This is a genomic window from Streptomyces sp. NPDC050546, from assembly GCF_044457425.1.
GTDB lineage: Bacteria > Actinomycetota > Actinomycetes > Streptomycetales > Streptomycetaceae > Streptomyces.
The window spans coordinates 377,479-392,160 of the sequence record NZ_JBITGX010000005.1; the positions used below are offsets into that span (position 1 = coordinate 377,479).

The window sequence follows — 14,682 nt, forward strand, 5'->3', positions numbered from 1 at the left end:
AAGAGGGGCGTTATTGGCCTGCCAAGCCCGTATGGGCCACGCCCGCCACGATCTGCCTCTGGAAGAAGACGAAGACGATGATCAGGGGCAGGCCCGCCATCAGGCCGCCGGCCATGAGCTGGGCCCATTGGATGCCGTAGGAGTTCATGACGGTCGCGATGCCGTTGGGCATGGTCATCAGGTCGGGGTTGTTGGTCACCATGTAGGGCCAGAGGAAGTTGTTCCAGGAGGCGATGAAGGTGAAGATGCCGACCGCCGCGAGGGACGGGCGGGAGAGCGGGAGGACGATGGTGAAGAAGACCCGCCAGCGGCCCGCGCCGTCGATGAACGCGGCCTCCTCCAGTTCGCGCGGGATGCCCTGGAAGAACTTGTAGAGGATGTAGACCATCGCGGCGGGTGCGCACTGCGGCAGGATCATGCCCCAGTAGGTGTCCACCATGCCCATCTGCTGGACGGTGGTGAACAGCGGCACGCCGAGCACCGCCGGGGAGATCATCAGGCCCGCCATGACCAGCCCCATCAGGGCGTTCTTGCCGCGGAACTCGGTGCGGGCGAAGCCGTATCCGGCGAGGGCGCTCACCAGCAGGACGACGGACGTCACGCAGACCGAGACGACCAGGGAGTTCACGAACCAGTTGGTGATGTTGCCGGTCTCGAAGAGGGCCTTCCAGGCCTGGCCCGTCCAGTCCTCGGGGAGCCAGTGCGGGGGTACCTCGACCGCCTCGGTCTCCGACTTGAGCGAGGTGAACAGGCCCCAGGCGAAGGGGGCCAGGAAGACGGCGGAGACGGCGGCGCCGAGGAGGGTGAGCACGATCTGGCTGGGCGTCCACGGCTTGCGGGGGTGCGCGGCTGTGCTCATCGGGCGGCCTCCTCACGGCCTCGCAGCAGCCACATCCGGGCGAGGGCGACGGCCGCGATGATCACGAAGAAGATGACGGAGATGGCGGAGGCGTAGCCCACGCGGTAGCTGGTGAAGCCCTCTTCGAGGGTGAACTGGACGAAGGTGCGGGTCGATCCCTCGGGCCCTGGGAGGAAGTCCATCATCACGACGGCCTGGTCGAAGACCTGGAGCGAGGCCAGGATCTGCAGGGCGATGACGAGCCCGGTGATGTTGCGCAGCATCGGCAGGGTGATGTGGACCATGCGGTGCCAGGCGTTCGCGCCGTCCAGTCTGGCGGCCTCGTAGAGGTGGCCGGGGATGCCCTGGAGCGCGGCGAGGTAGAGCAGGAAGCTGAAGCCGACCGTCCACCACAGGGTCTGGATGACGATGGCGAGCATCGCGTAGGACTTGTCGGTCAGCCAGGGCGTCTCGATGCCGAAGACGTGGTTGATCATTCCGGTGCCCGGGTTGAACAGCCACTGCCACAGGTTGGCGGCGACCGTGGACGGCAGCAGGAACGGGGCGAAGAAGCACAGCCGCCACAGCCACTTGCCGCGTTCGATGTGGTGGGCGAGCATCGCGAGGAGGAAGGCGAGGACCGTGATGCAGGGGACGACCAGGAGCGTGAAGTACGCGCTGTGGCCGAGGGAGTCCCACATCAGCGGGTCCTCGAGGGCCTCGCGGTAGTTGTCGAGGCCGATGAAGCTCGCGCCTTCGCCGGAGATGTTGGCGTCGGTGAAGCTGAGGTAGACGCCGCGCAGCAGCGGCCAGATCACGAACAGGGCGAAGAGCGCCAGGAACGGGGCGACGAACCAGCCGCCGTGCTGGAAGCCCTGGCCGCGGCGGAGGCGGGCGCCGGCGGCGGCGGTCTTCACGCGTGCGGGTGCGACGATGCTGCTCTGGGCGCTGGTGGCGCTCATGCGGCCGCACCTCCCTCTGCGGCGGTGTGGCCGTCCATGGGGTTCTTCATGGCGAGCAGTTGGGTGAGCGCGCTCTTCATCCGGCGGGCGGCGGTCCCGGGCTCGGCGGAGCCCACCGTGGCGGCGACGACGATCGGGCCGACGCGCTGGGCGAGGATGCCGGTGGAGCCCGCGAACCAGACCTTCGGCTCGGTGGCCTGGTGGTCCATGGCCGAGACGTACTCGCTCTGCGGGTTCAGCTCCTGGTACGCGGCCGTGGACAGGGTGGGCGTGTAGGCGGGGATGTGGCCGCCGGCCGCCCACTGCTGAGCGTGCCGGACGACATAGGCGGCGAGTCGGTGGGCGGCCTCGTTCGTGGGGCCGCCCCGGTCGGACTGGTGCGGCAGGACGAAGGCGTGCGACTCGGCGTGGGTGGCCTGCCTGCCGAAGACGGGCGGCAGTGGGGTCGCGCCGTAGTCGAGCTTCGCTCCGGAGTAGACCGGGACCGACCAGTTGCCCTCCCAGGCGAAGGGCGCGCCGTTGATGAACTGTTCGGCGCCGACGGAGCCCATGCCCGGATCGGCGTAGCCGTCGGCGGTGTGGCGGCGCAGGAACTCCAGGACCTGGGTGGCCTTGCCGGTGTCGAAGGTGACCTCGGTGTGGGCGGCGTCGAACCAGGTGCCGCCGAGCTGGGTGTAGAAGGCGACGAAGAACCACCACTGGAAGTTCTGGTCGTTGGCCCACATGCCGATGGTCTGGAGGCCCTTCTTGGTGGCCTTCCTGGCCTCCTTGAGGACGTCGAACCACTCGTCGGGGGAGGTGACCGGCACGATCCGGCCGTCGTCACCGAGCAGCCCCGCCTTCTTCAGCACGTCCTTGCGGTAGAAGCAGAGCTGGACGTGGATGTCGAGCGGGAGGGCGTAGAGCTTGCCGTCGATGACGGCGCGCTTCCACAGCGCGGGGTTGAAGTCCTCCTCCCGGACGCCGTACTTGCCGAGCAGGCCGACGTCCCAGGGGTCGAGGAAGCGGCCGGGCGAGAAGCCGGTGACCCGGCCGAGGTGCATGACGCCGAGGTCGGGTGCGCGGTTGCCCGCGGCGGCCATGGCGAGCTTGGTGTAGAAGGGGCTGCCCCACTGGAGTGTGGAGTCCTTCACCGCGATGTCCGGGTTGTCCTTACGGAAGGCGTCCAGCATGGCGATCATGTTGGAGCCGTCGCCGCCGCTGAAGAGGTTCCAGTACCGGACGCGGGTGTGCGCGCCGGAGGCGAGTGCGTCGGCTCCGGTGCCGCCCGCGGCGAAGCCGAAGCTGCCCGCGACCAGGAGTCCTCCGAGGCCGCCCAATAGCTGTCTGCGGTTCAGGTCAGGTCGTCCCATGCCCTGCCTTTACTGTCGGTGTGCCCTAACTGTCGGTGTTCTGGTTCGGTATTTCGAAACTCGCTCGTTACTTCGAACGGGACCGTAAATTCGAAGCGCTTGCGCGTCAATGGCCCGGCCGGACTGTGGACACGACGTTCCGTACAAGAACGGTCGTTCTCCGTTGAACTACGGGCGCCCGATCGCATGACGTGAACACTTTCGGGCGCGTAGTCTCGGACCCGCTGCCAAGCCGTCGGCCGGCGGTGAGAAGGGGGAGCGATGGACATCGCGGGCGCGCGGATGAGGGCCGCCCGAGTCACTGCCGCGTTCAGGCGCTCGCGACGTGGCTCCGCCATGCGCGGCCTGGCCTCCGGGCTCGCCGCCGGGGTCCGGGCGAGGGAGCAGTCCCCCACCGACGTACGGTCGTTGTGCCGGGCGCTGTGCGAGGAGATGAGCGCGCGGCGCGGAGGGCGTCCCCTCGAGCTGCGTTTCGAACGCTTTCCCGACGAGATCGAAGTGACCGGGCTGTGGGTCGAGTTCCAGGACTTCGACCTCGTCATCGTCGAGGAGCGGGCCGAGGCGGTGCAGCAACTGGTCATTCTGGGACACGAGTTGTGGCATCTGCACGCGGGGCACGACCACCACCATGTCGCCGGTACGGCGGCGGTACGGGCCCTGGACCGCGAGCCCGGCTGGAAGTCCCTGGCCCTGACGGTGGCCGCGCGCGACGGCTCGCGCGAGCGGGACGAGGCCGAGGCCGACGCGTTCGGGCACCGGCTGGCGGCGGCGTTCCGCTCCTACGCGGAGGGCTCCCCGCGCGCCGCGGACGCCGCTCTCGATCCGGTGCGGCGGTCGATGGGCTACCGGGGACGCGGAGGCAGCGCGCGATGACGAACGCCCGGGACGTCCTCGACGGCTTCTCCGTCTCCTTCTGGCTGCCGATCGGGGCGCTGACCGTCGCCCTGGTCATCAAGCTGCCCAGCCTGGTGAAGATGTGGCGGGACCCGATGCTGCGCGCGGTCGGCGGGCTGCTGCTGTTCGCCTGCGCCGTGTTCGTCTTCGCGTCCCCCGACGTCATCGGCTGGACCAACCGCGTCACCGGTGTGCCGAACATCGCGGCGCCGCTGGTGTACTCGCTGCTCACCGCTCTGTGCGCGTCCTGGCTGCTGCTGATCGTCGCCTGGCGCAACGGCCTGTCCGACCGCTCGGCCTCGACGCGCCGCGCCGCCCGGTGGGTCGTGTTCGCCTACGCCGGTGTGGTCGTCGCCCTGTGGGTGCTCTTCTGGCTCGCGGACGTCCCCGTGGAGCGCCGCCAGGACCTGGACACGTACTACGCCAACACGCCCTTCATGCGCGAGGAGATCCTGCTCTACCTCCTCGCGCACACCGTGGCCTGCTCGATCACGGCCCGGCTGATCTGGAACTGGGTCCGCACCGACGGGCTCGACGCCTGGCTGCGCTGGGGCCTGAGGTTCCTCGGCGTCGGCTACGCGACGAACCTGCTCTTCGACGCCGCCAAACTCACCGCCGTCATCGCCCGGTTGACCGGCAACGACCTGGACTGGCTGAGCACCTACCTGGCCCCCTCGGCCGCCTGTCTGTCGGCCACCATGGTCGCGATCGGCTTCATCATTCCGCACGGCGGCCAGTACCTGCACGAACGCTGGCGCATCCGGCTCGCCCACCGGCAGCTGCGCCCCCTCTACCTGGTACTGCGCACCGTCAACGGCGGCGGCACCCCCTTCGCCCCGCGCGCCACCGGCGAACTGCGCCTGATCCGCCGCGAGACGTACATCCGCGACGTGCTCCTCCAGCTCTCCCGGCACCTCGACGAGGAGCTGCGCGAACGGTCGTACGACGCGGCCCTGGGGCTCGGTCACGAGCCCGGCCGGGCGAAGGCGCTGGCCGCCGCCGTCATGATCCTGGACGCCGTCGCCGCCCGGGAAGGGGCCCCGCGGAGCGACAGCGCCGCGTCCCCGTCCGGCCCCGACACCACCTACCTGCTGCAGGAGATCCAGGCCGTGTCCCGAGCCCTGCGTCACCGCGACCACATCGAGGCGGTACGCTCGCGCGCGGCCGCCCCCGGGAGAGAGAACGCCCGCGCATGACTGACAGCTCCACCCCCGCCAGAACCGCCGTCGTCCTGGGGGGATCCCACTCCGGCATGCTCGCGGCACGCGCGCTGGCCGATGTCGCCGACCGGGTCGTCGTCGTGGAGCGCGACACGCTGCCCGCCGCTCCCGGACCCCGCAAGGGACTGCCGCAGGCACGGCACGCCCACATGCTCTGGTCGGGCGGGGTGCGGGCCATGGAGGAACTGCTGCCCGGGATCACCGGCGCGCTCAGGGAGGCCGGGGCGAACCGGCGGCCGGTCACCACGGACATGGTCGCCCTGGGCACCCGGGGCTGGTTCCGGCGCTGGCCCGAGTCCCACCACGTGATCCTGGCCGGCCGGGACCTGCTGGACGCGACGGTCCGCGCGCGGGTCCTGGCCGACGAGCGGATCGAGGTCGTCGAGCGCGCGGAGGCGGTGGGCCTCACCGGCACGGACGCGGCGGTCACGGGCGTGCGGATCCGGCCGTACGCCGGCCCCGAGGTGGTCCTCGACGCGGACCTGGTCGTCGACGCCTCGGGCCGCGGCTCCCAGGCCGCGCACTGGCTGGCCGAGCTCGGGCTGCCCTCCGTCGAGCGACGCGAGGTGGACGCGGGCCTGGCCTACGCCAGCCGCCTCTACCTCGCCCCCGCCGCGGCCCGCGACGGCTTCCCGGTCGTCAACGTCCAGCCCGACCGGCGGGACGGCGGACCCGGCCGGGCGGGCTTCCTGCTGCCCGTGGAGGACGGCCGGTGGATCGTCACCCTGTGCGGCACGCGCGGCGGCCGGCCGTCCCGGGAGAACGGCGACTTCGTCCGCTTCGCCCGTGAGGACCTGCGGCACCCGCTCATCGGCGACCTGCTCGAACAGGCCGAGCCGCTGACCGACGTGTCCTTCACCCGCACCACCGTCAACCGCCGCCACTTCTACGAGCGGATGCCGGCGTGGCCCGAGAACTTCGCCGTCCTCGGCGACGCGCTCGCCGCGTTCAACCCGGTCTACGGCCACGGCCTGGCGGTCGCCGCGCAGAGCGCCCTGCTGCTGCGGGACACGGTACGGCGGCACGGCTGGGCCGCGCCCGGGCTGGCCCGGCGGATCCAGAAGGCCGCCTCCCGCCCGGTCGGCGCGGCCTGGGACCTGGCCATCGGCCAGGACGTCTTCTACCCGGGCGCGACGGAGCAGGGCCCCACCCTCCGGGACCGGCTGGTGACCGCGTACGTGGACCGGCTGATGTACACGGCGACGGGCAACGGCCGTATCGCACGGCGGGTGACCGACGTGACGTCACTGGAGCGGGGGGCGGGGGTGCTCCTGACTCCGCCGGTGCTGCTTGCGGCGGCGGTGGGGCCGTTGAAGCCGTCGTTGACCGGTCCGCCGTTGACGGCCGCGGAACGAAAAGCCGGAGGCCTCACATAGCCGCGGGCATGCGTGCCTCCTCCCCCCAGCGTCCGCAGATCATCGCCCCATCAGGCCGTCGGCACCACCAGCGCTTGCACCAACTTGCCTTGCTGGTTTCCAGGGCCCTCCACACCACATGGGATGACCTCTCAGCTGCGGACGGCCTCTTCGAGCCATTGGCGCCATGACGTCTTCCGGTGGTCGCCGGGGTGCGCAAGGGTGATGTCGCCGCAGATGGCGGCCCCGGCCACCCGTAGGCGCGGGGCCCGGCCCTGCGGGGCGGTGTGCGCGCGGGTCAGATCGTGTACGTCTCCCAGGACACTGCCGCAGGCCAGCTCAACCTCCACTCCTTCGGGCACGATCAGCCGCACGTCCCCGAACACCGCCCACGCCGTCACGGTCAGCTCGCCGCTGGACGGCGCCGTCATCCCGCACAGATCCAGGGTCAGATCCCCGAGTACCGCGTATGCGTCGAGCGTGTCGGAGTCCTGCGCCGCCCGGGCGCGGTGGGTGACATCCCCGACCAGGGCGGCGAACTTGCGCTTCCTCGTCGCCGTTCCCGCGGCGACACCGCCCCCTGCCTCGGCAGTCGTATCCCTGCCCGCACTCGTGTCGTCAGTGGCGGGCAGATCCCGGCTGAGGACGGCGAGTTGCTCGCGGGTCCGGGCGAGGTACGCCGCCTCGCAGCGGTCGGCCAGTTCCTCCAGCGTCAGCCGGCCTTCGCCGGTGGCGATCCTCAACTGTTCCACCAGGGCCTCCCGCTCGGCGTCCGAGGCCAGTACCGATGCCGCGGTGCCGGGAGCAGGTACGGGCGCAACAGCCGCATCCTTGAACAGACCGGGACGTTCGGGGCCCACGCGCATGACGCTGCCTTCCGTAGAGAGGGAACGGCCGGCTGCCATCCCAACAGGTCGCGGCCACAAGCACATCGACGTGCGGGACGACCGCTTTTTAGGCGCGCTGCATCGAAGGATGTAGTCATAGCGCGGGACCAGGTGTCCCCATGGCGTTGTGGACGACCTCGCCTCGCAGCCGGCGGTAGCTGTGAGTGGTCGATGCGGCACCGGCTACCGCAGACTCGGCGGCCTTCCGCCGCGGTAGATCGATGGCGCGCGTGAAGCGGTGTGACCACCCTGGTCCGGTGATGGACAGGGCCTGGGCGGTGCCCCCCCCGGGCGGCACGGGTGGGCGCAGCGGCACGCCGCAGCGCCGGGTTGCGCGCCTACCCCCAGCAGCAGACTTCAGCCTCGAAACGCGGGCTGTGCAAGCCCCTTGCCCGCCCCCGGCACCACGAACAGCGAGCCCGCCAGCGCGGGAGGTTCCGTCAGGCCCACTCGGGCCGTCGTGATGTACAGGTCGCTCAGGTCTGCCCCGCCGAACGCGCAGGCCGTCACCAGCGGCACCGGCAGCTCGATCACCCGGTCCAGCTCGCCGTCCGGTGTGTACCGCCGTATCGCCGAGCCCTGCCACAGCGCCACCCAGACACAACCGTCGGCGTCGACGGTCAGCCCGTCGGGAAAGCCCGCGCCGTCCTCGATCACGGCGAGGGTCCGCCGACCGGACACCCGCCCGTCCGCGTGGTCGAAGACGTCGACCCGCCGGGTCGGGGAGTCGATGTAGTACAGGAGCCGTCCGTCGGGGCTCCACCCCGTGCCGTTGCTGACGGCCACGTCGTCCAGGACGACGTCGACCGTGCCGTCACCGCCGACGCGGGACAGCGAGCCGCCGCCCGGTGCCTCGTCGTAGCGCATCGTGCCGGCCCAGAGCGTGCCGTCGGGTGCCACGGCGGCGTCGTTGGCGCGACGGCCGGGCACGGGCTCGTGATGCAGCCACCGGAACCCGCCGCCGGTGTCATCGCCGCCGTCACCGTCGGGATCGAGGAGGCCGATCCCGTCGCGGAGGTTCAGCACCAGCCCGCCGCCGGCGCGCGGTTTGACCGCGCCCACGTGCTGTTCGGTGCGGCGGACCGTGCGGCGGCCGGTGGCCGGGGCGTAGGTGTGCACCCGGGAGCCGAGGATGTCGATCCAGAGCAGACGGCCGGCCGCCGCGTCCCAGGTCGGGCCCTCGCCGAGCTCGGCCTCGGCCCGTACGGCGACCTCGTACGGCTTCCTCGTCATGCCACGCTCCGGTGGCCGAGGTGCTCCGACAGGTCGGCGGCGCCCTTCGCGGCGAGCTGCTCCAGCTCGGCGCGGCGCTCCTCGCTCCAGCGGATCATGGGCACGGAGATCGACAGGGCGGCGACGACCTGGCCGGTGCGGTCGCGGACCGGCGCGGCCACGCAGCTCACGTCCGGGTTGGACTCGCGGCTCTCCACGGCGATGCCCCGCTCGCGGATCTCGGTGAGGGCCTCGCGCAGGGCGGCCGGGTCGGTGATGCTGTTGGGGGTCATCGCGGCCAGCCCGGCGTTGTCGGGGATCCGCGTGGCGAGTTCCTGCTCGGGAAGGGAGGCCAGCAGCATCTTGCCGACGGAGGTGCAGTGGGCGGGCAGCCGGCGGCCGGCCGCCGACACCATCCGCACGGCGTGCGTGGAGTCGACCTTGGCGATGTAGATGACGTCCGTGTCCTCGAGGATCGCCACGTGCACCGTCTCGTCGCAGGTCTCGGCGACGGACCGGGCGACCAGCTGCCCCTCGGCGGCGAGGTCGAGCTGCTCGGCGTAGCGGGCACCGAGCTGGTACGGGCGCACGCCGAGCCGGTAGCGTCCCGGCTGACCGGGCACCTGCACGATGTACTTCCGGGCGGCGAGCGTGGTCACCAGCTCGTGCACGGTGGTACGCGGCAGCTGCAGCTTGCGCACGATGTCGGGGGCGGACAGCGTCCCGTCCCCGTCGAGGAAGAGCTCGAGAATGTCGAGAGCCCGGGTCACGGCTGGTACGAGTCGTCCCACGACCGGCCCCTCCCTATGTGTCTCAGGCGCCTGTGTTCGAGATACCAACAGGCGATCGGCATGACGAACACAGGCTAGCCATAGAGGTTTGGCCGGGCAATGGGCAGACGCCGCGGACGCACAGCGGGCGGAATCCCACGAGCACCCCACGAGCATGTTGCGTGCACATTAAAGTGCCGTATGTGCGGCACGTCACATGTGTCGCAGAGGTGGGGGGATTTCTGTGCGTGACATGACCAAGGGCTCGAACCTGCCCTTAACCGCCCTGAGCGAGAACGTCGGTTCCGCGATCATCAGCCTGGGCTGGTCCAGTCCGACCGGGGAGGGCGACGCCGATGTGTCCGTCCTGCTGGTGGACGCCGGCGGCAAGGTACGCAGCGACGCCGACTTCTACTTCTACAACAACCCGGTGGCGGCCGACGGCAGTGTGCAGCTCCTCGGCAAGGAGCCGACGGAGAACGGCAGCGAGGACCGCATCAGCTTCGACCTGACGGCGGTCCCGGCCGATGTCGAGCGGATCGTCGTGGCCGCGAGCCGCTACGAGGGCGCCCGCTTCGGAGAGCTGGACGACCTGAAGGTGACGCTGGCCGACGCGGTGGGCGAGTGCCTCCTGCGGTTCGTCATCGAGGACGCCGGCGAGGTGAGCGCGATCATCTTCGGCGAGCTGTACCGACGGGCGGAGGAATGGAAGTTCCGGGCCGTCGGGCAGGGCTACGAGAGCGGGCTGGCGGGACTGGCGACGGACTTCGGCGTCGACATCGAGGACGACGAGGCGGAGACCGAGCCGGCGACGGAGGCAGCTGCGGAAACGGCGGCGGAGTCCGAGGCGAAGGCCGCGGAGGATCCCGCCGGACGCGTCACGCCCGAAGCCCGGCCCTCGGCGACTCTGCAGGCCGTGCCTGCACCACGCGGGCCTGTCGACGCAGAGGGGGAAGCCGCTCCGAAGAAACGGGCGGCCCGGCCCCGGACCGCGAAGAAGAAGGTCACGCCGCCCAGGGCGCCCGTGAAGAGCCTGGCGGAGAACGAGTCCTGGAGGCAGGCGCGGCTCTTCCCGGTGTCGGCGCTCAAGAGCGACCGGGACCGGGAGACTCGGGCCACCTCGGTGCTGTTGTCGGTGATGGCCCAGGTGCCGCGGTTCGGCAGGCGGGTCACCGCTCCCTTCGGCGCGCCCTCCGGCCGCATGGAGACCTACACCGAGGTCTCCCTGCCGCACGGTGACACGCCCCGGCGCCCCGACGGAGTGATCCGCGTCGAACGCGCCGGCAAGCTGTGGACGGCGCTCGTCGAGACCAAGACCAACGGCAACCCGCTCAGGTCCGACCAGGTGCAGGCCTACATGGACATCGCGGCCCGGCGGGGCTACGAGGCCGTGATCACGCTGTCGAACGACGTCGCACTGGAGGGCAGCCCCCTGGTCGACGTGAAGATCGACCGACGGCGCAAGCACCAGGTGGCGCTCTGGCATCTGTCCTGGGCCGAAGTCGCCCACCAGGCCCAGATGCTGATCCGGCACGAGGGCGTCGGCAACGCGGCCCGCACCTGGCTGCTCCAGGACCTCCTGCACTACCTCCAGCACGAGAACTCCGGCTGCCACGGCTTCCAGAACATGGGCGCGGCGTGGGTTCCCGTGCGCAACGGGATCGGCGACGAGACCCTCTGCCAGGGCGACCCGCGCGCCCTGGAGGTGGTGGAGAGCTGGGAGCGGCTGATCCGCCAGGTGTGCCTGCGGCTCGGCGGCGAACTGGGACAGAAGGTGCTGCCCGCCCAGCGCACCCGGCGCGGCACCGACCCCGGAGCCCGTCGCACCCGTCTCGCCGAGCAGCTCTGCCTGGAGGGCAGGCTCCAGGCGGAACTGCGTGTCGAAGGGGCACCCGGCCTGCTCACTCTCAGCGCCGATCTGCGGACCGCCAAGCTGCGCACGTCCGTGGAGATCCCGGCACCCGAGCAGGGCTACCCCCTGACCTGGGCCAAGCGCCTGGTCCGCCGGCTCGCCGAGGCACCGGCGGATCTGCATGTCGAGACCCTGGTGGAGGGCGATGCGGGCGGCCCCCGGGGCACACTGGAACGGCTGCGTCCGGAGCCGGCGGATCTGCTCCCGAAGGACAGCTCCACCCGGATCACCGGCTTCCGCCTGTCCCTCTTCAAGGGCATGGGCAGCGGCCGGGGCAGCGCCGAATCGGGATTCATCCGCAGTGTCGACGACGCCGTACAGCGGTTCTACTCCTCGGTCGTGGTCCACCTGGACGCTCCGCCCTCCGGGCGAACGGTGACAAAGGAGCGGGCCTCGGTGTGACTGCCGGGCGGCGGTGGCCGCCGGTGGGTCGCGGCTCACCGGCGGCCCCGTGCCGCTCCCAGTTCTCCGCGTAGTCGCTGGGCCCGCAGGACCAGTTCCAGTTCGAAGCGGCGGTCGGGGTTGTCGATCTCGTCGCCCCAGAGTTCTCTGATCTGGCGCAGGCGGTAGCGGACCGTCTGGGGGTGGACGCCGAGGCGGGTCGCGACCTCGGGGGCTCCGCCTCTGGTCTCCAGCCAGGCCAGGAGCGTTTCCGCGAGGCGGCGGCCGTGGGTCGGGCCGCAGTGGGTCAGGGGGGCCAGGCAGCGCAGGGCCAGGTCGTCGATCAGTTCCTCCGGCTGGAGGAGGACCAGCGCCTCGGTGTGCTCGGTGCAGTAGAGGACCTCGCCGGTGGGGAGGAGGTTCCGTTCCATCAGGCGGACCGCCGCCTCCGCCCAGCGCAGGGACTTCGCCGCTTCGGCGAGCGGGACCGGTGGGCCGATCGCGCCCGACCAGCCGGCCAGGGATCGGTGCAGGAGTTCGGGGCGGCCCGCCGCGCCCGGGTCGGGCACGACCATGCGGGGCTGCTCGTACTCCATGTCGAGCAGGACGCCCTGGCCGACCGCGGGGGCCATGGCCTCCCGGGCGGGGCGCAGCAGGACGCCGACGGCGACCTTGGCCGGTAAGGGCCAGCCGATCCGGGCGGCGCGTTCGGTCAGGGCCTCGGAGGGGTCGCCGCGGTGGTGTTCGGCCAGCAGGAGTTCCATCAGGCGGCGTTGCAGGCGCAGGCGTTCACCGGCCTGGCGGGCCGCCGCCTCCGCGTAGCCGCGTACGGACTGGTCGACGAGCCCGTCCAGGTACTCGTAGCCCGCGTCGACGAGTTCGTACATCGCCGGGGGCGGGATCTCCACCCGCTGGCCGATGTCGGCGAAGCGGCGCCAGGCCAGGCGTACGCCCATGCGGTAGATGGCCTGGAGGGAGTCGAGCGAGCGGCCGTTCAGGCCCTCGCCGCGGCCGAAGTCCTGGAACACACCGGGCGGGACGGTGGGCCGGCCCTCCGAGTGCTCCAGGTGCTGCACGAAGACCTCGATGGCGCGGCGGATGCCGACCAGGGCCATCGGCTCGCCGGAGTCGTCCACGACGAACGGAAGATGCGGGTACTCGCGCTGTATCTCGCGGAGGATCTCCTCGGCGAGCGCGGGCGCCTCGGCCATGGCGATCGCCGCGAACCGGCGCACCTGGAAGCGCGGTACGTCGTGCCAGGCCGAGCGTGTGGTGAGGGTTCCGGTGCGGGCGGCCGTCACCGTCAACTCCCCTGGCCCGCTTGCTCGTACGTGATCAGGGGAGTGTTCGGCTGGTCGGGTGTGGCCTGGAGCAGCGCGACCACGCCCAGCGCGGCGCCCACGGCAAGGGCGGCGGCGAGCGCGACGGTCAGCGCGGCAGCGAGCAGTCTCGACATCGCAGGGTCAGCCTCTCTGTCCGGATTCGTCCGGAGATCGTCCGGAGGTTTCCCCACCCCGGCGTCCCGTCCCTGCCTGTCGCGCCCAGTCTCGACAAGCATTGACACCCCGTCAAGAGCGGCCTACGGTTCCCGGCCCAACCGCATGCGCGTGCTTGGGGGGCTCCTGATGGATCTCCGCGGCGTCGCGACGCCCGGCACGCACTCTCGCCGCACCGGACAAAAGGCCTAGTAGCTCCGCTACGAGGCCTTCCGCCCGGCACGCCGAGAGCACGCACCGAACGCCGCTCCTTCTTCCACGGAGATCCATCAGAAGCCCCCTAGCCGCCGCGCCGGTCTTCTCGTACGTCGAGCCGTCCCAAGCCACTGGAGTGCCCGGATGCGCCGTACAACCTCTCCGTTTTCCCTGGTCCTGCTGGGTCTCGGCACGTTCCTGCTGGTGCTGGCGCCCCTGCTCGCCTGGTATGTGCAGCCGCGTGCCGCGGTGAATCCGATCGACATCGACACCACCGCCGTCTACACCGGCCGCGGCAGCGTCTTCGACACTGACCGGATCGAGACGGTTCCCGGCCGGAAGATCACCGTGACCCAGCGGGTCCGGGGCAATGTCGAGGACAGCGAACGCAGCGGCAAGGCCGTCTGGGACGTGATCACCACGGTCGACACGGACAAGTCGCTGCCGGCCGCCGACCCGCACGACGCGCTGGACTTCACACCGCACCGCTGGGTGATGGACCGGAAGACCACCCGGCCGGTGCACTGCTGCGGGGAGAAGCCTTACATCGAGGGCGAGGCCTATCTGAAGTTCCCCTTCGACGTGCAGAAACGCTCGTACCAGTGGTGGGACAACACCCTCGGTGACACGGTCGTCCTGCGCTACCGGGGCACCGAGAAGGTCCAGGGGTACACGGGCTACAAGTTCACCGGCTCGGTGCCCCCGACCAGGACCGGCACGCGCATGGTGCCCGGCAGCATCGTCGACCAGCCGGGCCGGCCGCAGGTGCTCGCCGAGGAGTGGTACTCCAACCACGGGTTCGAGCTGGTCGTCGACCAGGCCACCGGCCGCGTGATCTACGCGCAGACCGGACCGAAGCGGACCCTGCGGGCGCCGGGCGGGAAGAAGGACGCGGCGGTGCTGCTGGACAGCCGGAAGGTCTCCTTCACGACCGCGACACAGAAGGAAGCGGTGCGGCAGGCGAAGCGGGACAGCGGCCAACTGCGACTGGTGGGCGAGACGTTGCCGATCGGGGCCGCCCTGACCGGTTTTGTGCTCGCGGTGATGGGTGGTGTTCTCGTGGCGCGTGGGCGGAAGGAGCCGGAGCAGCCTGTTCCGTCCGAAACACCCGATACGCCCCAGCCCACCCTCACGATGTGATGTGACGTCAGCTCTAACAAAGCCCGAAATTGTCACGCCGGTGAGTAGCCGTGGCGATCGTCCGGGCG

General features: G+C 71.0%; 13 protein-coding genes. 5 read left to right on the plus strand and 8 right to left on the minus strand.

What is annotated here, in order from left to right; genetic code table 11:
• Positions 1-10 precede the first annotated feature (10 nt).
• The 3 genes from ACIBK5_RS15505 to ACIBK5_RS15515 are packed head-to-tail and all read right to left on the minus strand — an operon-like array spanning position 11 to position 3,152.
• Complete coding sequence (locus ACIBK5_RS15505; protein ID WP_382493099.1) at positions 11-859, minus strand: carbohydrate ABC transporter permease; 849 nt, start codon at positions 857-859, stop codon at positions 11-13.
• A complete protein-coding gene (locus ACIBK5_RS15510) occupies positions 856-1,800 on the minus strand; it encodes a carbohydrate ABC transporter permease (protein WP_399019804.1) in 945 nt (314 codons plus the stop codon). Before ACIBK5_RS15510 ends, ACIBK5_RS15505 begins: the two co-directional genes overlap by 4 nt.
• Positions 1,797-3,152 carry an extracellular solute-binding protein gene (locus ACIBK5_RS15515; protein WP_399019806.1) on the minus strand — a complete coding sequence of 452 codons (1,356 nt, stop codon included), beginning with the start codon at positions 3,150-3,152 and terminating at the stop codon, positions 1,797-1,799. Before ACIBK5_RS15515 ends, ACIBK5_RS15510 begins: the two co-directional genes overlap by 4 nt.
• Positions 3,153-3,413: 261 nt before the next feature.
• Here ACIBK5_RS15515 and ACIBK5_RS15520 point away from each other — a divergent pair, with 261 nt between their 5' ends.
• From ACIBK5_RS15520 to ACIBK5_RS15530, 3 genes are read left to right on the plus strand one after another with little or no spacing between them, the layout of a single operon-like run.
• Entirely contained in the window at positions 3,414-4,025 is a 612-nt protein-coding gene (locus tag ACIBK5_RS15520; protein WP_399019808.1) for a toxin-antitoxin system, toxin component family protein, read from the plus strand.
• The gene (locus ACIBK5_RS15525; protein WP_399019810.1) at positions 4,022-5,242 is read left to right on the plus strand and encodes an MAB_1171c family putative transporter; all 1,221 of its coding nucleotides are present in this window, start codon (positions 4,022-4,024) and stop codon (positions 5,240-5,242) included. The genes ACIBK5_RS15520 and ACIBK5_RS15525 overlap by 4 nt, the downstream gene beginning before the upstream one ends.
• Positions 5,239-6,642 (plus strand): NAD(P)/FAD-dependent oxidoreductase, encoded by a 1,404-nt coding sequence (locus ACIBK5_RS15530; RefSeq protein ID WP_399019812.1) that lies wholly within the window; start codon positions 5,239-5,241, stop codon positions 6,640-6,642. The genes ACIBK5_RS15525 and ACIBK5_RS15530 overlap by 4 nt, the downstream gene beginning before the upstream one ends.
• Before the next feature lie 131 nt (positions 6,643-6,773).
• On the opposite strand, the gene ACIBK5_RS15535 is transcribed toward ACIBK5_RS15530, so the two are convergent.
• The 3 genes from ACIBK5_RS15535 to ACIBK5_RS15545 all read right to left on the minus strand — a co-directional run bounded on the left by ACIBK5_RS15535 (position 6,774) and on the right by ACIBK5_RS15545 (position 9,511).
• Positions 6,774-7,481, minus strand: a complete 708-nt coding sequence (locus ACIBK5_RS15535; protein WP_399019814.1) for a DUF1707 domain-containing protein — start codon at positions 7,479-7,481, stop codon at positions 6,774-6,776.
• Between the two features lie 384 nt (positions 7,482-7,865).
• Positions 7,866-8,741, minus strand: a complete 876-nt coding sequence (locus ACIBK5_RS15540; protein WP_399019816.1) for an SMP-30/gluconolactonase/LRE family protein — start codon at positions 8,739-8,741, stop codon at positions 7,866-7,868.
• Positions 8,738-9,511 carry an IclR family transcriptional regulator gene (locus ACIBK5_RS15545; protein ID WP_399019819.1) on the minus strand — a complete coding sequence of 258 codons (774 nt, stop codon included), beginning with the start codon at positions 9,509-9,511 and terminating at the stop codon, positions 8,738-8,740. The genes ACIBK5_RS15540 and ACIBK5_RS15545 overlap by 4 nt, the downstream gene beginning before the upstream one ends.
• Positions 9,512-9,743: 232 nt before the next feature.
• Between ACIBK5_RS15545 and ACIBK5_RS15550 the strand changes: the two genes are divergently transcribed.
• A complete protein-coding gene (locus ACIBK5_RS15550) occupies positions 9,744-11,804 on the plus strand; it encodes a TerD family protein (protein WP_399019821.1) in 2,061 nt (686 codons plus the stop codon).
• A 35-nt stretch (positions 11,805-11,839) separates the two neighbouring features.
• Here ACIBK5_RS15550 and ACIBK5_RS15555 read toward each other — a convergent pair whose 3' ends face one another.
• Together ACIBK5_RS15555 and ACIBK5_RS15560 are read right to left on the minus strand one after the other, a co-directional pair.
• Positions 11,840-13,084, minus strand: a complete 1,245-nt coding sequence (locus ACIBK5_RS15555; protein WP_399019823.1) for a PucR family transcriptional regulator — start codon at positions 13,082-13,084, stop codon at positions 11,840-11,842.
• A gap of 2 nt (positions 13,085-13,086) precedes the next feature.
• Positions 13,087-13,239, minus strand: a complete 153-nt coding sequence (locus ACIBK5_RS15560; protein ID WP_215121635.1) for a hypothetical protein — start codon at positions 13,237-13,239, stop codon at positions 13,087-13,089.
• 379 nt (positions 13,240-13,618) lie between these two features.
• Between ACIBK5_RS15560 and ACIBK5_RS15565 the strand changes: the two genes are divergently transcribed.
• Positions 13,619-14,614 carry a DUF3068 domain-containing protein gene (locus ACIBK5_RS15565; protein WP_399019825.1) on the plus strand — a complete coding sequence of 332 codons (996 nt, stop codon included), beginning with the start codon at positions 13,619-13,621 and terminating at the stop codon, positions 14,612-14,614.
• Positions 14,615-14,682: the final 68 nt, after the last annotated feature.